The sequence below is a fragment of the Halomonas sp. 3F2F genome (genome assembly GCF_014897805.1).
In the GTDB taxonomy this organism is placed as follows: domain Bacteria; phylum Pseudomonadota; class Gammaproteobacteria; order Pseudomonadales; family Halomonadaceae; genus Vreelandella.
Map to the genome: position 1 here is coordinate 1 of NZ_JABUZE010000084.1, position 18,044 is coordinate 18,044.

Consider the following 18,044-nt stretch of genomic DNA (forward strand, 5'->3'; position numbering starts at 1 on the left):
ACCACCTCAGCAAGGAGGTCTGTCGCCTACTCGACGGCTACGGGGTCTGAGCGCACGATAAATTTTGAATAGCCACTTAATGTATCTGGTTACTTTTCATTAGCAATTATCGTGCCATTTTTTATCGCACATAAGTAATTGAAATTTAATGAATAAATAAATCTCATGAGGATGGTTTATTCTAGATAAGAAATATTTCATCAATGCGGCGGGCTTGATGAAAAGAATCATCAATTGGAGTGTGTTGTTTAACGGGAAAGCTATTTTTGAAAAATTGAAATAAGGTACTTTTATAAATAAAAATGCGACACGCTTGCTACTTAAGTAGTGGGCGTGTCGCATTTTATCTAAAAGTAAGCTTACGTCTTATCTCACTCGATAGGGCATACTTGTTAGGTAATACCCAAAATCAACCTAGGTAGGGCCAGTGATAATTCGGGTATGAAGGTCACTATCAGTACCATGGGAAGGTGGCCAAAGAGTAAAAACTTCATTGTGATCCCAAAGTACTTATCTAGAGAGATCTTACTAACACCTGCAGCCATATAAAGCATCGGTGCACATGGCGGTGAGACATTACCTAAACCTAAATTGACGCCCACAATAGCGGCAAAATGAATAGGATGTATGCCAATAGCAGTGGCTAATGGCAGCAGCACAACTGCAGCTAAGATACTGCCGGAAATGTCATCGACAATCATGCCGATTAAAAGCAGAACGAGATTTATAAGCAATAGAATGACGAGTGGGTTGTCTGATAGTCCCAGTAGAAAGCCTGTCACTTGGCTCGGCACCTGCTGAAGGATCATGGCGCGGCTCATCATGAAGAGAAAGAAAAGCACGGCAATGATTGAACCAATCGTCAATGTGGCTTGAATCAAGCCATGCCAGAATGCCTTGACGCTAAGAGTGCGGTAGAGCACAAATCCAGCAAAGGTGGCGTATACAAAGGCTATGGCTGCTGCCTCAGTGGGCGTCGCTATGCCTCCGTAAATGGTGCCCAGGATGATGATAGGCATTAGAAGTGCCCAAATTGCGCTTTTACCGCTTTTCAGGATCTTAATGCCGGCCTGTCGTACAGGCAGTTTTTCATCAACTTGTATGTTGGGGTTGTTGCGTAGAAAAAAGAAATTCAACCCGACGTAGATAATCATCAGTAATACGCCGGGAATGACGGTGGAAAGAAAGGCAGCGCTGACGGACAGCCCACCAGTTATCGCGAAGACGATCATCGGTACCGAAGGTGGGATGAGCAGTGCCAGTACCGAAGAGCATGCTACCAGAGCGGTTGCATGGCCAACAGGATAGCCCTCTCGTACCATTCGCGGAATCATAATCTGGCCAATCGCGGCTATGGCGGCAGAAGATGAGCCAGAAATGGCTCCAAAAAGAGCACACGTTATAACGGTAACAGCTCCTAGGCCGCCCTTAACTCTCCCTACGAAGGCATTGATGAAGTTGAGTAAGTGTGTGGATATCCCCGCTTGGGCCATTACCACGCCCGCTAATACGAAGAGAGGTAGCGCTAATAACGCAAAACTTGTTGTCGTTTGAAATGCATAAGGAATAAGGAATGAGATATCAGCGCCAGTGCTGAGCAAATAGACGAGCGCACCAAGACCGAAGGCGAAGGCTATCGGCATTCCAAGGAGTAATAAAGCTACAATAATCCCGAGAGCTAGGGAAAAAATCAGCATCGTTGCCTCTCTTCTTTTTGTATGCGACGAAGGTCAAGGAACTGGTTAATCGTTTGCATGAGCAACGCTAATATAGTGCCTAAAAAGCCTACTACTAATGAGGCAGACCACAGCCACCTAGGCCAGCGCATATAAGAGCTCAGCCGCCCTCGATCAAAATCAAACATGGCGTACTTAATGGCGAAGTAACCAAACACCACGCAGACAGCTATGCTCAGTAAGGACATGCATAGATTGATGATCTGAGTTTTGCTGTGAGATTTAACAATAAGATCTAGTATGCCGCCGCGTATATGCTCGCCCTCTCTAGTGGTATAGGCAATAGCCGGAAAATAAATCCATGCTCCTAGCAGCAGCGCAATCTCTTCAATGCCTAAAAATGGAGAGTTAAAGACGTAGCGCATTAGCACTTGACCAAACATCAAGCCACCCAAAAGGATGCTGAATATTGCCAGCGAACTTTTGAGAAGCATTGCATAAGCGGCCTCACACTTTAAAAAAACTGAATAGAGTGGGCCAACAGGAAAGTTTGGCACGGCAGTCACTTCGGCCTCCTGGCTTACCTGATGGCTTTCATCCACAGGGGAAAAGCCTTTTTCATTTTCTTGTATTGGCATCACTTTACTCCAAAGAGAAAGGCCCACTAAACGCGGGCCTTGGGTCTTACTCAATACCAGCGGCTTGTCGCAGTTTTGCCATAATTTCGGAGCCGACCAGCTTCTCCATTTCAGGCCATTCTGTTTCATGAACAATTTGTGCAGCAGCGGCAATCTGCTCATCACTGAGTTCGACGACATCAATGCCTGAATCTCGCACTTTATCCAGGAATTCTTCACTCAAGCTCTGAGCCTCATCCCAAGACCACAGCACAGTGTCGTCTGCAGCGCTCTGTAGTAAGTCGCGGTTCTCCTCAGAAAGCCCTTCCCACCAGTCTTTATTTACTAGCCAGAAAGCAGTTTCAAAGTAGTCATTGGTAAGAACGTTAGTTTCCAGAACATCTCGCTGCTGGTAAGTTTCTACTGCAGTCGAAAAGGCTCGGGCATCAACTGTGCCTAGCTGGAGGGCTGTATAGACCTCTGAAAGGGGAATGGGTACTGATGCGAAGCCAAGGTTACGGAATCGGTCAATGGCGATTGGCACAGGCGGAACGCGGACCTTAATATTGTTGCCATCTTCGGGAAAATTGACGGGGACTTCCCCTACGCCTTTACGGATAACTAGGGAGCCAAAATCGGTGGGTATAATTCCGATAGCATGCAGGTCGAGATCATGAAATATGTTGTTATAGACTTCTATCATTTCGCCATCAGGTCCGTACACATCCCGAGCATCTTCCCAGTTCGAAACAACATAACCAAGCCATGACAGGTCAAGGCGTTCGTCAAATTCCGAGGCACCCCAAGTTAGCGTCATCGGCACAACGCCTTGCATGGATTGTTCAAATAGAGACGTCCAATCTCCTAAATCTCCACCTTGGTGGTAGGCGACTTGAAACTCCTCGCTTTCCTGAATCTCGTCGATAAAACGCTCAGAAATAGAGTGGAAGATATGGTCGCTTGGCATGGCATGTGCCAATATAAAGCGTTCATTAGCTTGCGCTTGAGATGTAATGCTCGCGCCCGCCATAGCAACGGCTGCAATCGCTACACTCGTGCGGATCTTCGTAAGTGGAAATCTTTTCGGCATCTCTACTACTCCTTTCTTGTACTTTGTTTATTGAGAAGAGTTTTATATTACATTCAGCTTAATGGGCTGGGTGTTGAACTTTAGTACATGGTTTTCAGTTCTTAAAAGTTATTCACTATTGCTGTTTATGTTTTCTAGATATAGATAAATATTAAAATCTATTTTGATCAACTGCGAGTTAATCAAAATAGATTTATTCCTCCTGTAACTAATGGGTTTTTTGATTTATATCAAGCCCTTTGAATAACTTGATGTTCCGAACATTTAGGCTAGGGTAAATAATTTTTATTTTAAATAATTATTTGCTTAATCTAACGTAAGATTTTGTTTAACATAGTTGGTTTTTGGCACGTAATTCCTCCCGCATCTATTATACTTAAGTATTGGTATTTGGGGAGGTGCTGATCAGTTTATTCAACTCATCAAAATATGTTTCCAAAACCAAATTAGAAATTCCTCCTTTACGGGTGATGGCACTGTAACCTGTCAAGTAACGCCATTTATTGGGTGGCAGTGCTTTCATTTGCCCGTCGCGTACCCATCGCTCAGCATAATGAGTGGGTAGGTATCCGATATAGCTCCCAGACAATATAAGAAAGGCAACGCCCTCGCGGTCAGTCGCTGACGCGGATGCTTTAAGCGGTTCATGCATTGCCTTTATTTCTGGCGTTTGGGCATATGCGGGTACAACAGCGTCGTAATGTGATAAGTCTTCTTCCGTAATATTGTTTGCGTGAAATAGAGGGTGTTCAGTCGAGCAGTAAAGTCTTGAGGTTTCTTCGTACAGTGTCAGGTAGTCAAGCCCTGGTAGAGTTTTGAGATTAGGAATAACGCCGGTATGTAAGCGTCCATCAAGAACGGCTAGCTCAATATCACTAGGTGGAATCATGCGGATGTTGATACGAACATCGGGGCCTTTCTCTTTGAGTGCATTAAGCGCATGAGTTATATGCATTTCGGGCATGGTTACTAGATTATCGGTAATACCAATGTTGAGCTCACCCTTGAGCTGGGCATGCAGACCGTTGACTTGAGTGCGAAACCCCTCAACTGCCGCTAAAAGCTGCAGAGACAATTGGTAAACTTCAGAGCCTTCATTCGTTAGGGCAAAGCCACTACGACCCCGTTGACAAAGGCGGAGGCCAAGTCGTGTTTCCAAGTCATTCATTGCCATACTAATGGCAGCACGGCTAATGCTTAATTCTACTTCAGCCGCTGAGAAACCTCCGCATTCCACGACTTTCCGATAAATTCTGAGGAGTCGAAGGTCAGAGTCGCTTGGTTGCCCCATTGGCGCTACTTTCCGAAGTGCCATATCTTTCTTGCTCCTTAGTTACTTAGTGAAATTTATGGAACCCTTATCGTAGCGTCATCGTGTTTAAAAGTTAAGTAAATAGTTATTTGAAATAAACTAATTGTTTATTTAACTTATCAAAGAGGCGTTCTAGGCTGGTTTTCTAAACCCCATTAATGACAAGACGCTATAGAGGGTAATGGATATGTCAGCTCAAGAATTTCCTTATGCCGCTGGGCTTAGTGCAGAGCAACTTGATGCCTACTGGATGCCATACACTGGCAACCGTCAGTTCAAGCGTGACCCGCGTATTATTGTGGGAGCTAAGGGCAGTTACCTTACCGACTCCCAAGGCCGACAAATATTTGACGGTCTATCAGGGCTGTGGACTTGCGGTGCTGGGCATTCTCGACCTGAGATAGCCGACGCAGTGAGCAAGCAGTTGCGTGAGCTGGATTATTCGCCTGCTTTTCAGTTTGGTCATCCTAAGGCTTTCGAGCTTGCGCACCGGCTTAAAGAGTTGACGCCAGAAGGGTTGGATCATGCCTTTTTTACGGGCTCTGGCTCCGAGAGTGCGGATACCTCTCTTAAGATTGCACGTGCCTACTGGCGCAAAAAAGGTAAGCCTACCAAGACGAAGTTGATTGGACGTGTTAAGGGTTATCACGGCGTCAATTTTGGCGGTATCAGTTTGGGTGGTATCGGCGCAAACCGCACACTATTTGGCCAGGGTATCGACGCTGATCATCTACCCCATACGATGATGGCTGAAAATGCTTTTAGTCGAGGTATGCCCGAGCGCGGAGCAGAGAAGGCCGAGGAGTTGCTGGAGCTGATCGCTTTGCACGACGCCTCTAATATTGCTGCTGTCATCGTAGAACCCTTGGCGGGGTCAGCGGGGGTTATTCCACCACCCGTTGGCTACCTGAAGCGGCTGCGTGAAATTTGCGACCAGCATGAAATCCTACTGATCTTTGATGAGGTGATCACCGCTTTCGGGCGAATGGGGGCCATGACCGGTGCTGAGGCTTTCGGCGTGGTACCGGACATGATGAATTTCGCCAAGCAGCTGACCAACGGCGCAGTACCCATGGGTGGCGTGATGGTAAAAGGTGATATCTATCAAACTTTCATGGAGCAGGGGGGGCCTGACTATATGCTCGAACTGCCTCATGGGTATACCTACTCTGGGCATCCTGTGGCCTGTGCAGCGGCGTTGGCCTCTCTGGATATATTGGAGCAGGAGAAGCTCATCGAACGGGTGAGGGAGATGAGTCCGGTGTTTGAGGATGCATTGCATGAACTTAAAGGCACACGTTATATCAGCGATATTCGCAACTACGGCCTGGCTGGGGCGCTGACAATTGAACCCTACCCCGGAGAGCCAGCGCGTCGGCCTTACGAGATTGCAATGAAGTGTTGGGAGAAGGGTTTCTATGTGCGCTACGGCGGCGACACTATTCAGCTTGGCCTTCCATTCATCGTTGAGCGTGATGAGATTGAGCGCGTTGTTAGTGTTATTGGTGATGCTATCGGTGAACTGAACTGAACTGAACTGAACTGAACAAAATATTGATAGATAAAAGAGAGGTAACTAATGACAAAACTTGGCCATTTGATTAACGGTGTTCGTGTTGACCGTGAAGAGCGTACTCAGGATATTTATAATCCTTCTGTCGGTGAGGTCGCCGGTCAGGTTAGCTTGGCAAGTAAAACGACTGTTGAGGAAGCGGTTGCCGCTGCTGAGGCCGCTTATCCAGCTTGGCGTGATACTCCGCCCGCCAAGCGAGCCCGGGTCATGTTCCGCTTTAAGCAGTTATTGGAAGATAATGCGGATGAGATTGCCCGCTTGATCGGACAAGAACATGGCAAGATTGTGCATGATGCGCGAGGCGAACTCGCTCGTGGCATCGAGAATGTGGAATATGCCTGCTACGCCCCAGAGCTACTCAAGGGTGAGCACAGCAAAAATACCGGCCCGAGCATCGACTCCTGGAGCGAGTTCCAGTCTCTAGGCGTAGTGGCTGGCATCACGCCGTTCAACTTTCCCGCGATGGTGCCGCTGTGGATGTATCCCATGGCGATTGCCTGCGGTAATACCTTCGTCCTCAAACCCTCCGAGCGAGACCCTACTTCGGCGCTTTATATCGCTGAGCTGGCTCATGAAGCAGGGTTGCCAGCTGGCGTGCTCAATGTGGTTAATGGTGACAAGGAAGCCGTTGATGCACTACTTGATGACCCGCATGTACAAGCCATTAGTTTTGTGGGCTCTACTCCGATCGCTGAATATATCTATTCCAGAGCAAGTACCAATGGCAAGCGCTGCCAAGCACTAGGCGGTGCGAAGAATCACGCTATTGTTATGCCTGACGCGGATATGGACAACGTTGTCAGCTCATTAAACGGTGCAGCCTTCGGTTCTTCCGGTGAGCGCTGCATGGCTCTCTCTGTGGCAGTGGCTGTAGGTGATGAGGCCGCTGATAACCTGATCGCCAAGATGCAAGAGCAAATGCAGTCGCTCAAGGTAGGTCCATTCTCTGATAAGAGCAATGACTTTGGCCCAGTTATCACCAAAGCACATCAAGAGAAAGTCTGTGGCTATATCGACAGTGCTGAGCAGCAAGGTGCAAAGATCGTCGTTGATGGGCGTGGTGTTCAAGTGCCTGGCTATGAGAACGGCTTCTATGTGGGGGGAACACTGATTGATCAGGTGAGCCCCGATATGACTTGCTACCAGGAGGAAATTTTCGGACCGGTACTGTTAGTTATGCGCGTTAGCTCCATGGATGAAGCTATGAAGCTGATCAATGATCACGAATACGGTAACGGCACGTGTATATATACTCGTGATGGGGAAGCAGCACGATATTTCAGTGACCGTATTAAGGTGGGGATGGTAGGTATTAACGTGCCGCTTCCGGTGCCAGTTGCTTATCATAGTTTCGGTGGGTGGAAACGCTCGTTGTTTGGCGACCTTTCCGCTTATGGCCCGGATGCAGTGCGCTTTTATACTCGACGCAAGACGATTACTCAGCGCTGGCCATCGGCGGGGGTTCGCGAAGGCGCCCAGTTCTCATTCCCTTCCTAGTCATTTCTAAGCTTAATAGCGTCAGCGCATGACTATTTGGTCATGTGCTGAACTCTAAGCAGAAGTTTCATACAGGGACAGTTATAGCCGGTGCGTCTTGCCCGCCCCAGCGATAGCCGTTGTACCAGCGGCGAATCTCGTTACGGGCTCTGGCGCAAAACCGTATCCATATCGTGGTCGGTGTAGCCGCAAATGGTGGCGTAAGGGGCATCTAACGTAATGTCGTTGAGGTTATTTAGCCCTGAAAACAGGCTGAACTTGGAAACGCCGGTCAGCAGCACAAAGTGGAGGTGGGAGTCGGTGTCTTTCAGCACGCTATAGAGATTTTTCAGACCCTCACACAGTTCGCGTGCCCTATCGCCATTGAGGATATTGTCCAGGATGGGTTTATCGTACTCGTCGATCAGCGCTACCACGCGTTGGCCGTGAACGCATGCTCGATCAAACTAGCAAAGTCGTCCGCTGCTGCAACTGATATCGAATGTTAGCGTCTCTAGATCCTCTCGGTCAGTCGCCACCCCATTGCCAAAGCTTAAGCGCACCACTGGGTGGCGCTGATGCCTATCGTGAATATATAACCCGTCAAACAGCCCTGCGCGGCCCTCAAACAGGTAGCCTAAGGGTATCCAGCAGCAGGCTTTTAGCAAAGCGGCGCGGGCGGGAGAGAAAATAGTATTTTTTCTGGTTCACCAGCTCTTCAATAAACGGCGCTTTATCAACGTAGTAATAGTTGCCTTCCCGAATATCCGAAAAGGTTTGAATGCTAATGGGCAACTTACGACGATGAGTAGATGGCATGCTGGCTCTCATAACGAAACCGCTCGCGTGTTGGTGTGGATGATGAGTTTAGCATGGTGGTGATAAGGGCATTTTGCGCGTATGATGCTGCGTTTTTTGACGGTTGTACTACTCGCGTTTTATGCGTAGCCAAATCATTCAAACGAGCACATATTGCGCGTTGACCAAAGGTCAAATCTGGTAAAAAGCAGGACGCGAAAAAGTCACGGTGTGTGCCAACATTGTGACAACAAAAGATACAGAGTGGCGTTAATTGGTGTGATAGTGAAGAGTTAGAAAGCATCGGTTTTATTTTAAGCTATTGTTTTTAAAAAAATTTATGATTTTTTGGCGATGAGGAAGAAAGAAACGTATGCGACTAAAACCGGCCTCCGAAGCCGAAGGTCGCAGGTTCGATTCCTGCCATCGTCGGGTGCATCCCCGTCATCAACTGGTGGTGGTGGTGAATATTGTCATCATGATTGCAAACCGCCTTGGGCTTGCCGGTCGAACCCGAAGAGTACTGCAACAGAATCGGCCCGGAGGCTGCCCGGATAGCTTTCAGATCGATCCCGGGAGCATTACCAGCGATTTGATCAAGATAAATCACCGTTCGGTTTTGATGCCAGCCCATCCTCTCCAGCTCTGCTTTTGATGAAGACAAGGCCAGAATCACCCGAGGCTGACAGTCCTGCAGAATATGCTCCAGCATGAGACGCACCCGTCGCAGCCGCTGAACCCCCGGCAGATTAACCGGTACTGCGGTGACCCCTGAAATAACACATGCCAGAAAGCCGAAGACAAACTGAGAATCACCAGGCAACAAGAGCAACGCCCGCTCACCGTAAAACGGACGAAGCTGACCAGAAATACTGAAGACTTTCCGGGAGAGCTCCCCGTAACGGTATTCCTGATGTCTGTCAGAAGTACAATCGCGTATGGCAACATCATCGGAACAGTCATCAAACCGCGCCAACAATGTCATCTGAACCCAACTTGGCCTAGAGTCTTTCATGTAATAACTCCGTACTAAAAGCCTGCTCACGGCACACTTTTCACTTGATTATTTATTAAAATTCATGGCTTATTTAATTTACAAAAACCAAACCCCAGTTAAATCTGACTAACAAAATGGACCAAATAATATATAGCTTCCAACTCTCCACAGAAATAAAAAACCTTAAAAACTCCAGACTGAAAAATATGAAAACCTAATAAAAATAAACTATTATCCAATACATTTGAAAATAGCCTAAAAACAAAAACTCAACTAAATTATATAAATAAAATATCCAAAGCAAAAAATACCGAAGTGTAATATCGACCCACTATAACGATACAAGCGAAGGATCGCAATGATAATCATTACCGTTCAAGAGCCATGTCAACCCTTCTTAAAACCGACCTTGCGCGCTGAGCCGAAGAAAGCCTGATCAACGAGTAATTTTGCCGATGAATCGCATTCCAGCTCGCAAATCCATATATAAGGCTGCTAAAACCCTTCCTTGCGGCTGGCAATACCTGCAATGTCGCTGACCTGAGGACTTGCCCACAGGCTCTTCAGGTTTGCAACATAGTGTTTCAAATTACGCCTCCATAGTCAATAATGATATTCATTATCATTTGGCAATTCCTTTAATTTTCTTTGAAATCATCATGTTAACAACAATCAGAGCTTGAAAATCTACCTGATCGCCCGAGAGAGTCGTCTGGTTTCATATCAAGTCAGGAGGGTTTCGGGCGGTCATATCGCCTTGTTCAGAGCAGGTAAAGGGCTCGAAAGAACCCGGACGACGAGGACAACTGACACTGAGTTATTAGCTGAGCGTGAAGCGGTTTATAAACGAACAAAGAGCTTGAATCCCGCGCGCGGCGCTGATGACATCCGAATCCGGATAGCAACCGGGGCCGTATCGCTCACACCTGGAGAATTGCAAGAAAGCGTTAAATGCCTCATCATTAAAAACCAAACAAAAAAGAAAATTAAACCTCGAAAACACAAAAAATAAAAAAATAAATACGAAGCCGTTTAAAAAAAACAGCACACTTAAAACAATTTTTTTAGAAAATAATATTTAGGGAGACTCTGATTAAGTCTCAAAATCAGCGATAATACGGCCATCGTCAACCGCATAGGATTCGTTGCCACCATGGATCAGATCACCTTCTCCGAAGCCGAGTACCAGACCAAAAAGCGCAAGACTCGCCGCGAGATCTTTCTGGAGCGGATGGACAAACTGATTCCGTGGAAGCAGTTGGAGAAGAAGGTCGCTCGTTATTATCCCAAGGGCCAGACTGGCAGGCCACCGTATCCCCTGCCGACCATGCTGCGAGTCCACTGCATGCAGTTGTTCTATAACCTCAGCGACCCGGCCATGGAAGATGCCCTGTACGAGATTGAATCCATGCGGCACTTCGCCGGCCTGAAGTTGGATCGCTTACCGGATGAAACCACCATTCTCAAGTTCCGTCATTTCCTTGAACGCCATGGCCTCGGCAAGGTGTTGTTCAAAGAAGTGAACAAACACTTGGAGAAGAACGGTCTGATGCTGCGCGAAGGTAGCATTGTGGATGCTTCCATCATTTCTGCTCCAAGCTCCACGAAGAACGAGAGCGGCAAGCGTGACCCAGAGATGCACCAGACCCGAAAAGGCAATCAATGGTACTTCGGCATGAAGATGCACATCGGCGTCGATGACACGCTCGGCCTGATCCACAGCATCGATACCACGGCAGCCAACATCCACGACATTGTGCCCGCCGGTAACCTTTTTCATGGTGACGAGCAGCGCGTGTTCGGTGATGCTGGTTATCTTGGGATTCAAAAGCGCGATGAGCATAAAAATCGTAAAAACGTATCCTGGTTCATTGCTAAACGTCCTGGCTCTCGCAAGAAAATGGATGACCGTCAGTTGAAAGCTGAAAAGCTCAAAGCCAGTGCTCGGGCCAAAGTGGAACACCCATTCCGCTACATCAAACAGGTCTTTGGCTACAGCAAAGTCCGCTATCGCGGCCTGGCCAAAAACAGTACCCGGTTGCACTTGCTAGCAGCATTCACCAATTTACTGATCGGTGAAAAATACTTGCTGGCGTAGGGCCAGTGCGCCCGAATTCCGCCAAAACGGCGGGAAACGGGCAAAAAACGAACAAAAAAGGGAAAAATTACGCCGAAATCGAGTTTGAACGGCTTTTTTTCGAATTGAAAAGCGATTCAGCGACAAATCAGGCGTTAATCAGACCCTCCTTAGGAGATTTCAGTGGTGTACGAACCTCGTCCACTCAAGATTAAGAACTTTGGGAATGATCTTTTGTTCAGAAGTGTAGAGGAGCTTAAAGAGACGCTGAAAAAAGAATTCAAGGGAAAGGATACCAGTGTTGTTTTTCGCACTAAGCCCAATGGGATGCGTTCAACCGTTTTTGTGTCGGTGGGTGAGGATGGCGTGATCCGTGAGAGTTACGGCGAAGAACCCGAGGTAGATTTTGACGCCATCTCAGAGCGATTGATGGTGATCTAGCCCATCACGGGCTGTGACAAAGGAGTTTGTTATCACCATGCGCGTAAGACTCCTTCCAAATGCCCGGTGAGGATGTCAAGGGTGCATACTGGGGTAGCCGCTGGTTTGCGGTAACGGATGATCCAAAGACTGCTCGGGTTGAGCAAGTGGATCTGGTATCAGACGGAGTGATTGGCACTAGCGATCGTGTGATCTGCCCGGCAACGCCGGAGCTTGAGGGTTGCCAATCCTGCGAGTCTGAGGAGGACGCTGTTAAGAAGCGCATTTTGGCGCAAACAGAAAGCAAGATTGTTGAGCTGATCTGCGCTATTGAGTTGTCTAAGCTGCGAATTGAGAACAACCGGCTCTTGAAGGACAAAACAGAACTCGCTCAAAATTCTGATAGTAATGATCGGCTCGACATTAAGAAGTGGACGGAGGAGCTAAAAGAACTCCGCCAGTTGCGCCGGGCTAAAGTCATCGTTGCTTGAGGGTTTTGTTATACGCCTCTTGTCGGTTGGCACGGCATTGGCTCTAAAGCGGACGGTACTCTGTAAGCTGGGCATACTTCGTGAACTGCTCGCCGTCCCAGTGCAGTGAGTAGTGTCCCGCCTGCGTAACGGGGCTTGTCGCTGGCGGTCTCAGCAATGCGATCGCTTCCGCCCCCGGAGAGCGCACCGAACTATACAGAATGCCGAACTCATCTGCGTTAATGAGGTTAGCTGCTTCCTGTTGGCCGGGCGCATAGTTCGTATCGTGCATGTACTGGGGTTGATCTCGAAGGTCAACCAGTGGTTCAGCTACGTGCCCGGTGTAGCAACGCACCACTGCTGAGTAGTCGACTCCGACGCCAAAGCCTCGCCAGATCTTGCCGGAATGATAGATCCATTCGTGCAGAGCCGTTTCCAGACTGTCTCCAGCGTAGTACGCACCTCTTGATAGGGTGTTAAAGCGCCCTTCCGACGGATAGCAGAATGAGGCCATAACAGCGCCCCACCCCGGCCCCGCCCGGTAATCTTTGTTGTCGACGTACCGCGGCCAGTGAATAACTCGATCACTGGTTGCGGACTCCAGTTCAGCAAGAATCATGGAGTCCGGGCTTTCAAAGCAGTCAATAGGTGGGTATTTGCTGTGTATGACGCGGTGGTGCTTCCATAGCGGTTTAACGTGTTCCAACTTAATCTCCCTTAACCGCGCATGGCATCCAGATTACGACGAATATAGTACAGAGCTTCCATGGAGCCCTGTTCCAGCAAGTAACGCTTGATTGAGCGTCCCTGCAGCCCCATTAGATCTATGGGTTTCTGGAACCACTCATTAGCCATGCTTTCATGCCCTGCCGGTGTAATAAGAGAAAGTGCTTTATGGATGCCCAGAAGCAAGCTGATTCGGTCCATCATATCCCGGGATACTTCTACGGTTTCACCGTTGTTCACCTTTGCCTGCCACCCAGTCAAAGTGCGACGACTGACGCCTCCCAGAAGAGTGCCCAGATCGTCCATCGTCAGGCCCCAACGCTCACGCCGGTCGAATAGCCAGCGGAGCCCGGCGGTTCCATGAGCACTGGTCAGTGTTGGTCCATCGTGTTGTGGTGGTGCTGTGTCGACAGGATACTGCTCTCGTAGGGCAAGCATAATCTCCTCCACTACTCTTTTTGCTTGTGAGTTGATTATAGATGTCCGATCCCATATAGGCAACAATGCTCACGCCGGTAACAACTGAGCACTATTGCCCTGACACCTGTTCGATTAACTTATCCCGCTGAGTCTCAACGGCTGCCAGTCGAGTTTTAATTTCATCGCGCTCTTTACGGAGGTCGGTTTTATCGTTGCTGAGATCATCGTTTCGGCGGCGAATATCTGCCAGCGACTCTTCGGCGCTTTCCCGCTGCTCGTACTCTTTGGACAGTTTCTCCCGGACAACAGCAAGCTCGCGCTCCGCTTTCGACGCCGACTTTCTGAGCGTGACCAACTCCTCTTGAGCCTTGCTGAGCTCGGCCCGGACGTTGCCTAGCTGATCCTCCAGATCTTCAACGGTCGTGGCGGCATCCACCAGCTCGGCTTCAGCGTTCTCCTGCTGCTCTTTTGCGGATCGCATAACGTCCGCGACTCGCCGCTCGGCTGTTTTGACTGCCCTTGCGTTCAGGTTCTGTGCCAGTCCTCGGACCTGCTCCAGAAAGATACCTGTCATTTCGTTGAGCGCTTCCTCTACTTCCACTGGGAGTTCTTGCGCGGGCTCGCTCGCCACTACTTCCTGAGATCGTCGGTGGTCTTCCCAGACCCTCGCCAAACGGCTTGGGTTGCCGCCGCCAACGATTTTTCTTAACGCAAACCCTGTGACCTTCCTGCCGTCTTCCTGTAACTGCTGCCCAGCGTTGATGATTTGCTCATTCTCGATCTCTGGTGGTCGCATTCCTGCCGCTCCGGTTGGTGTTTCAAGCATTCTAGTTGCGCACTAACAAACTAACAAACTAACAAACTAATTTTTCTGTTCAGTGTCCCGCTTCAACTTCGAGTCGTTTTTGGCGGGCAAGTAATCCTGCGGCACTTGTAGTTGCGATAAGTCATGCGACATTTAGGGAGCTCAAACAACGACCGTAACGGAGTCGGTTATGCCAGTAATCCCAGACACTATTGCAGAAAATGCCTTCATGGATGAGTACAAGCCTGTTGAGCTAGAGCGCGAAGCTGACGTGATGATGCAGACATTTGATGAAGCCTTGGCGCTTGCGGAAAAGCGTGGCGGTGGCGTCTCGAATGTCTGGTCGATTGCTGAAGGTGACGAGGGTGATTCCTTGTATGCACTTGCAGGCTTCCATCATGTGAATGTCATTGGCTTCATCGTGACAGAGAAGGCGTGGGAGACCGGCATAGAAGAGGTTTTGTGGTTTGACAGTGAAGACATGTGTGACTGAGCGAGGAAGGGTGTTATGCAAAGCGTGAGCGTATCGGATTTGCAGGGGGAAGCGCTTGATTGGGCTGTCGCCAAGGCAGAGGGGTTAGTCATCAGGCGCGACCCTATGGGGTTTGGGTCGGGCAGTGAGTCCGGGTACTGGATATGGGAAGAAAGCGGTCGCGGCTTGAAGCGGTACGGCTTAATAGGTCGGGAGTATTCCCCTTCAACTAAGTGGTCTGAAGGAGGGCCGATCATTGATGCGCTGCGAGAGTGTGGCCAGCACCAGTTTTCGTTGCAGACTGATGCAGGGGGCGTTTGTGTTCTTTCACGGTCAACGGAGAGCATTTCTTTTCGTGGGTGCGGAGAAACTGTGCTTATCGCTGCCATGCGTTGTTACGTTGCAGTCAAGCTGGGTGAGAGCCTTGCGGTTCCTGCGTTTTTGTCGGTGTCGGATTAAGACGCGGGTAAAGTGTGGGTTGCTGCAGCGTGTATGGGTTTCTTGGCGGGCTGGCAACGACAGCCCTTGCAGTTGCCCTGCCCAATGCGATGTTGGTGGTTTCGAAAACGTGAGGAGATCATCTATGCACCCCAAACAAATGCGATACCTGATACGCCGACCACAAGCGTTCATCCGACACCAGGTGACAGGGCAACTGCCACGTACGGTTCGACCCCAGAGCCCTCTAATCACTCTACTGGAGAGCATGCATCATCATCAGCGGCTGCGCTATCGTGGCATCCGCCTGTCGCCGGAGTTGGGGTATCAAACAGGTCACCAGTTCCATAGCGCCGAGCAACTACTTCGTTGGCTCAAGCCTAGTGATCAGATGATTGAGGGTGAGCCTTGGCCAGCCGAGAGCTTCCGTATCAAGCGTTTCGTCAGCACCCTGACTCTGGAAGATCTCCAGCGTCACAGTGCCCAGCATCCAGAGCAGGAGGGGCGTAAATGAAAGGGGTGATCACATACGAGTGGTGGCCGGAAGGTGTAGAGTCTGCGTCGGGCGGTGTGCTGGATCATCATAAAGAAGCATTGGCCGAGAGAGCGCTTGAGGTTATTGGCCCTCAGGCCATAGAGGGCTTCCGAGAGGGGGTGCTTGCCGATAACATACACATGTCGGGCGATCCAGAGCAAGGCGTGGCCTACAGAGGTTACTGGAGCTTGTCCGAGTCAGGGGGTAATTAACGTGAATTCCAACCTTATTTTTTGGCTGGCTGTTTTGGTAGCGGGCGTCTCATTGGTTTTTGGTGGGCCTGAAATCCTTGCTGCCTATGGTTTTGGCGGTTCTTGATCTCTTGTCACAGTGTTCGGCTCGGACGCTGTGGCGTTGATCGTCTTGGTTCAACAATTAAATTATTCAAAAGGTAGTAGTAATGGCGTCAAAGCTTGCTGTCAGTTTCGGGGTTGTGATTGTAGGTATGGCTATTTCGATTGCTGGCTTTGTCGGCAAAATAGCCATGGATGAGGCGGATAAAAGGGCCAGAGCAGGTGTAAGTGATCTGGTTAACTTGGTTGAGTCATCGAGCGAAGGCAATGTGCGCGTCACCTATGGATCGATTAGTAATAGTCTTTTTGATAATACGGTCACCGTTGAGGATGTTGCGTTCAAAATGGTAGACGGTACGACCATGTTCACTGTGGACTCTGTAGGTTTTAGTGCTGAGGAAGGCTTTAAGGATAGCCGGATTCCCCATGCCGCTAGCTTGTCGCTTCGTGGTGTTGAGGTCATTTATGCGCAACTCCTGCGGGAGCTAGAGCAAAAAACCGGTGCAGACTTCAGTGGCAGCCCTTTTAATGCTGCCTTCAGCTACGACTACAACAGTGCTGGTGATGTCATACACCCCATTGTTTCGTTCTCAGGTGAGGGCTTTGCCGATCTCGATATAGTTAATTCTTCGACGAACTTGAAAGCGCGCTAACGGTCTCTATGCTGCAAGGAGATTTGTTTAAATCACACATGCAGGAGGCACCCATGCAATCTCGCTTTTTTACCTTAACGAATTACCCCACCGGCTTAACGAGCCAACCGGAATAGGCCAGTCTTTGCCATTCCAAAAATCAAATTTGCTGTTGCTTCCCTGCACGGTTTTCTTGTTGGCTACGAGTTCCAATTCGACCTTTCCGCAAAATTTATAATCAGTCAATGGCATTGGTTTTCCTATTATCCGGCGGTCGAGTGGACAGCGAACGGGCACCGTATCTGAGCAAGATCAGCGCCTACATGGGTAACTGCTTGACAAAAGTCCGAAGGCCCGCCGCGTCCATCAAGTGCGGCCTGTATTGCATTCTCCTTGCTGCCGTCAAACAGATTCAGCTCACTATCCCCGATGGTGAATGCCTGTATACGCTTGCTCGGGCACTCATTCATGACTTCCTGCAATTTCTTTACCCAAGCGGCTTCGGCTTTGGTTAGTCTGGCCATGAGCGTGGTTTCCTTGCTGTTTGTTATACACAGTCGTCGGACTTGCCTTCGACCACTTCGCCTTCTTCATCGAGAGTGACCCACACCAACTCGGTAGTCTCAAACCGACTGCCGTAATAGTCGCGGGCACCCTGCTCGGTAAACGTCATACCTTGGAGATTCATAAGCATTTTACGGTTCATCGCTGTTTTCATCCCACAATTTCTGGGTAGTTTTGGACATCAGGGGGCCATGCTTTCACCACCTTCCTCGGCATCGACAAGCCACTGCGTATTCCGCCCTATCGTGACCGCCCATTCCGTTTGAACGTGACCGTCTGTTCTGGATGATGGTGACCGCGCATTCCGTTTTATCGTGACCGATTTTGGGCAGTTTTCCGGAATCGCCGGTCACGTTGCCGGAATCATCGGTCACGTTCCCCCGGAATCACATCCAACACGCTGGAATTCTTTAACTTTATTCGGCATACCCTTCTTTTTCATCACGAGGAAGTGCGGATGCCGGCTGCGAGGATTTCCATGCGACAGATCATCGAGGTCTTGCGCCTCAAGCACGAAGTAGGCCTGAGCCACGACCGCATTGCCCGCGCCTGTGGTCTCTCCAAAGGCGTGGTCGGCAAGTACGTCAGCCAGGCCCAGGCGAAGGGCATCACTTGGCCGTTGCCCGAGGATGCTGATGAGGCCTGGCTGGAAG

At 49.3% G+C, this 18,044-nt stretch carries 21 protein-coding genes, 1 tRNA gene and 1 pseudogene; 11 read left to right on the forward strand and 12 right to left on the reverse strand.

From position 1 onward, the window contains the following. Positions 1-392: 392 nt before the first annotated feature. From INT21_RS10115 to INT21_RS10130, 4 genes are all read right to left on the reverse strand, one after another. A complete protein-coding gene (locus tag INT21_RS10115) occupies positions 393-1,697 on the reverse strand; it encodes a TRAP transporter large permease (RefSeq protein ID WP_193085146.1) in 1,305 nt (434 codons plus the stop codon). After that, positions 1,691-2,443 (reverse strand): TRAP transporter small permease, encoded by a 753-nt coding sequence (locus INT21_RS10120; protein ID WP_226930620.1) that lies wholly within the window; start codon positions 2,441-2,443, stop codon positions 1,691-1,693. The genes INT21_RS10115 and INT21_RS10120 overlap by 7 nt, the downstream gene beginning before the upstream one ends. Continuing rightward, a complete protein-coding gene (gene dctP / locus INT21_RS10125; protein ID WP_193085147.1) occupies positions 2,361-3,383 on the reverse strand; it encodes a TRAP transporter substrate-binding protein DctP in 1,023 nt (340 codons plus the stop codon). Before dctP ends, INT21_RS10120 begins: the two co-directional genes overlap by 83 nt. Before the next feature lie 376 nt (positions 3,384-3,759). Then, a complete protein-coding gene (locus INT21_RS10130; protein ID WP_193085148.1) occupies positions 3,760-4,698 on the reverse strand; it encodes a LysR family transcriptional regulator in 939 nt (312 codons plus the stop codon). A 184-nt stretch (positions 4,699-4,882) separates the two neighbouring features. Here INT21_RS10130 and INT21_RS10135 point away from each other — a divergent pair, with 184 nt between their 5' ends. Both INT21_RS10135 and INT21_RS10140 read left to right on the forward strand, forming a co-directional pair. Continuing rightward, positions 4,883-6,226 carry an aspartate aminotransferase family protein gene (locus INT21_RS10135; RefSeq protein WP_193085149.1) on the forward strand — a complete coding sequence of 448 codons (1,344 nt, stop codon included), beginning with the start codon at positions 4,883-4,885 and terminating at the stop codon, positions 6,224-6,226. Positions 6,227-6,274: 48 nt separating this feature from the next. Further along, entirely contained in the window at positions 6,275-7,765 is a 1,491-nt protein-coding gene (locus INT21_RS10140; RefSeq protein ID WP_193085150.1) for a CoA-acylating methylmalonate-semialdehyde dehydrogenase, read from the forward strand. Between the two features lie 140 nt (positions 7,766-7,905). Here the strand turns inward: INT21_RS10140 and INT21_RS20365 are convergent, their stop codons facing one another. Continuing rightward, a complete protein-coding gene (locus INT21_RS20365; RefSeq protein WP_319022691.1) occupies positions 7,906-8,181 on the reverse strand; it encodes an AAA family ATPase in 276 nt (91 codons plus the stop codon). Between the two features lie 187 nt (positions 8,182-8,368). After that, positions 8,369-8,563, reverse strand: a complete 195-nt coding sequence (locus INT21_RS20370; protein ID WP_226930621.1) for an AAA family ATPase — start codon at positions 8,561-8,563, stop codon at positions 8,369-8,371. 329 nt (positions 8,564-8,892) lie between these two features. Here INT21_RS20370 and INT21_RS10150 point away from each other — a divergent pair. After that, positions 8,893-8,974: transfer RNA gene (locus INT21_RS10150), tRNA-OTHER, on the forward strand. Positions 8,975-8,999: 25 nt separating this feature from the next. On the opposite strand, the pseudogene INT21_RS20750 reads toward INT21_RS10150, so the two are convergent. Next, positions 9,000-9,557, reverse strand: a pseudogene (locus INT21_RS20750) (AMP-binding protein); the annotation flags it as partial. A 1,135-nt stretch (positions 9,558-10,692) separates the two neighbouring features. Between INT21_RS20750 and INT21_RS10160 the strand changes: the two are divergent. The 3 genes from INT21_RS10160 to INT21_RS10170 all read left to right on the forward strand — a co-directional run bounded on the left by INT21_RS10160 (position 10,693) and on the right by INT21_RS10170 (position 12,527). Further along, a complete protein-coding gene (locus INT21_RS10160) occupies positions 10,693-11,637 on the forward strand; it encodes an IS5 family transposase (protein WP_193068189.1) in 945 nt (314 codons plus the stop codon). Between the two features lie 162 nt (positions 11,638-11,799). Next, positions 11,800-12,057, forward strand: a complete 258-nt coding sequence (locus tag INT21_RS10165) for a hypothetical protein (protein ID WP_193068188.1) — start codon at positions 11,800-11,802, stop codon at positions 12,055-12,057. A gap of 59 nt (positions 12,058-12,116) precedes the next feature. After that, positions 12,117-12,527, forward strand: a complete 411-nt coding sequence (locus INT21_RS10170; protein ID WP_193068187.1) for a hypothetical protein — start codon at positions 12,117-12,119, stop codon at positions 12,525-12,527. Positions 12,528-12,570: 43 nt separating this feature from the next. Here INT21_RS10170 and INT21_RS10175 read toward each other — a convergent pair whose 3' ends face one another. From INT21_RS10175 to INT21_RS10185, 3 genes are all read right to left on the reverse strand, one after another. Beyond that, entirely contained in the window at positions 12,571-13,125 is a 555-nt protein-coding gene (locus INT21_RS10175) for an RES family NAD+ phosphorylase (RefSeq protein WP_226916936.1), read from the reverse strand. A 98-nt stretch (positions 13,126-13,223) separates the two neighbouring features. After that, positions 13,224-13,670, reverse strand: a complete 447-nt coding sequence (locus INT21_RS10180; RefSeq protein WP_193085152.1) for a hypothetical protein — start codon at positions 13,668-13,670, stop codon at positions 13,224-13,226. Positions 13,671-13,761: 91 nt separating this feature from the next. Next, positions 13,762-14,448 (reverse strand): DNA-binding protein, encoded by a 687-nt coding sequence (locus tag INT21_RS10185; RefSeq protein WP_193085153.1) that lies wholly within the window; start codon positions 14,446-14,448, stop codon positions 13,762-13,764. A 199-nt stretch (positions 14,449-14,647) separates the two neighbouring features. Here INT21_RS10185 and INT21_RS10190 point away from each other — a divergent pair, with 199 nt between their 5' ends. The 5 genes from INT21_RS10190 (at position 14,648) to INT21_RS10210 (ending at position 16,848) form a co-directional block, all read left to right on the forward strand. Further along, complete coding sequence (locus INT21_RS10190) at positions 14,648-14,950, forward strand: hypothetical protein (protein ID WP_193085154.1); 303 nt, start codon at positions 14,648-14,650, stop codon at positions 14,948-14,950. A 15-nt stretch (positions 14,951-14,965) separates the two neighbouring features. Then, positions 14,966-15,388, forward strand: coding sequence for a phage protein NinX family protein (locus tag INT21_RS10195; RefSeq protein WP_193085155.1), 423 nt, complete (start codon positions 14,966-14,968; stop codon positions 15,386-15,388). Between the two features lie 124 nt (positions 15,389-15,512). After that, positions 15,513-15,881 carry a hypothetical protein gene (locus INT21_RS10200; protein WP_193085156.1) on the forward strand — a complete coding sequence of 123 codons (369 nt, stop codon included), beginning with the start codon at positions 15,513-15,515 and terminating at the stop codon, positions 15,879-15,881. After that, complete coding sequence (locus tag INT21_RS10205; protein WP_193085157.1) at positions 15,878-16,114, forward strand: hypothetical protein; 237 nt, start codon at positions 15,878-15,880, stop codon at positions 16,112-16,114. Before INT21_RS10200 ends, INT21_RS10205 begins: the two co-directional genes overlap by 4 nt. 188 nt (positions 16,115-16,302) lie before the next feature. Then, entirely contained in the window at positions 16,303-16,848 is a 546-nt protein-coding gene (locus INT21_RS10210) for a hypothetical protein (RefSeq protein WP_193085158.1), read from the forward strand. Between the two features lie 242 nt (positions 16,849-17,090). Here INT21_RS10210 and INT21_RS10215 read toward each other — a convergent pair whose 3' ends face one another. Both INT21_RS10215 and INT21_RS10220 read right to left on the reverse strand, forming a co-directional pair. Then, positions 17,091-17,351, reverse strand: coding sequence for a hypothetical protein (locus tag INT21_RS10215; RefSeq protein ID WP_193085159.1), 261 nt, complete (start codon positions 17,349-17,351; stop codon positions 17,091-17,093). A gap of 23 nt (positions 17,352-17,374) precedes the next feature. Further along, positions 17,375-17,521 (reverse strand): hypothetical protein, encoded by a 147-nt coding sequence (locus tag INT21_RS10220; protein WP_193085160.1) that lies wholly within the window; start codon positions 17,519-17,521, stop codon positions 17,375-17,377. Positions 17,522-18,044 lie beyond the last annotated feature (523 nt).

What these genes read in the sequence shown, in the direction of transcription:
- INT21_RS10115 (WP_193085146.1), bottom strand. Translation starts at nt 1,697, where the DNA reads ATGCTGATTTTTTCCCTAGCTCTCGGGATTATTGTAGCTTTATTACTC.
- INT21_RS10120 (WP_226930620.1), bottom strand. Translation starts at nt 2,443, where the DNA reads ATGAAACAGAATGGCCTGAAATGGAGAAGCTGGTCGGCTCCGAAATTA.
- dctP (WP_193085147.1), bottom strand. Translation starts at nt 3,383, where the DNA reads ATGCCGAAAAGATTTCCACTTACGAAGATCCGCACGAGTGTAGCGATT.
- INT21_RS10130 (WP_193085148.1), bottom strand. Translation starts at nt 4,698, where the DNA reads ATGGCACTTCGGAAAGTAGCGCCAATGGGGCAACCAAGCGACTCTGAC.
- INT21_RS10135 (WP_193085149.1), top strand. Translation starts at nt 4,883, where the DNA reads ATGTCAGCTCAAGAATTTCCTTATGCCGCTGGGCTTAGTGCAGAGCAA.
- INT21_RS10140 (WP_193085150.1), top strand. Translation starts at nt 6,275, where the DNA reads ATGACAAAACTTGGCCATTTGATTAACGGTGTTCGTGTTGACCGTGAA.
- INT21_RS20370 (WP_226930621.1), bottom strand. Translation starts at nt 8,563, where the DNA reads ATGCCATCTACTCATCGTCGTAAGTTGCCCATTAGCATTCAAACCTTT.
- INT21_RS10160 (WP_193068189.1), top strand. Translation starts at nt 10,693, where the DNA reads ATGGATCAGATCACCTTCTCCGAAGCCGAGTACCAGACCAAAAAGCGC.
- INT21_RS10170 (WP_193068187.1), top strand. Translation starts at nt 12,117, where the DNA reads ATGCCCGGTGAGGATGTCAAGGGTGCATACTGGGGTAGCCGCTGGTTT.
- INT21_RS10175 (WP_226916936.1), bottom strand. Translation starts at nt 13,125, where the DNA reads ATGATTCTTGCTGAACTGGAGTCCGCAACCAGTGATCGAGTTATTCAC.
- INT21_RS10180 (WP_193085152.1), bottom strand. Translation starts at nt 13,670, where the DNA reads ATGCTTGCCCTACGAGAGCAGTATCCTGTCGACACAGCACCACCACAA.
- INT21_RS10185 (WP_193085153.1), bottom strand. Translation starts at nt 14,448, where the DNA reads ATGCGACCACCAGAGATCGAGAATGAGCAAATCATCAACGCTGGGCAG.
- INT21_RS10190 (WP_193085154.1), top strand. Translation starts at nt 14,648, where the DNA reads ATGCCAGTAATCCCAGACACTATTGCAGAAAATGCCTTCATGGATGAG.
- INT21_RS10195 (WP_193085155.1), top strand. Translation starts at nt 14,966, where the DNA reads ATGCAAAGCGTGAGCGTATCGGATTTGCAGGGGGAAGCGCTTGATTGG.
- INT21_RS10200 (WP_193085156.1), top strand. Translation starts at nt 15,513, where the DNA reads ATGCACCCCAAACAAATGCGATACCTGATACGCCGACCACAAGCGTTC.
- INT21_RS10205 (WP_193085157.1), top strand. Translation starts at nt 15,878, where the DNA reads ATGAAAGGGGTGATCACATACGAGTGGTGGCCGGAAGGTGTAGAGTCT.
- INT21_RS10210 (WP_193085158.1), top strand. Translation starts at nt 16,303, where the DNA reads ATGGCGTCAAAGCTTGCTGTCAGTTTCGGGGTTGTGATTGTAGGTATG.
- INT21_RS10215 (WP_193085159.1), bottom strand. Translation starts at nt 17,351, where the DNA reads ATGGCCAGACTAACCAAAGCCGAAGCCGCTTGGGTAAAGAAATTGCAG.
- INT21_RS10220 (WP_193085160.1), bottom strand. Translation starts at nt 17,521, where the DNA reads ATGCTTATGAATCTCCAAGGTATGACGTTTACCGAGCAGGGTGCCCGC.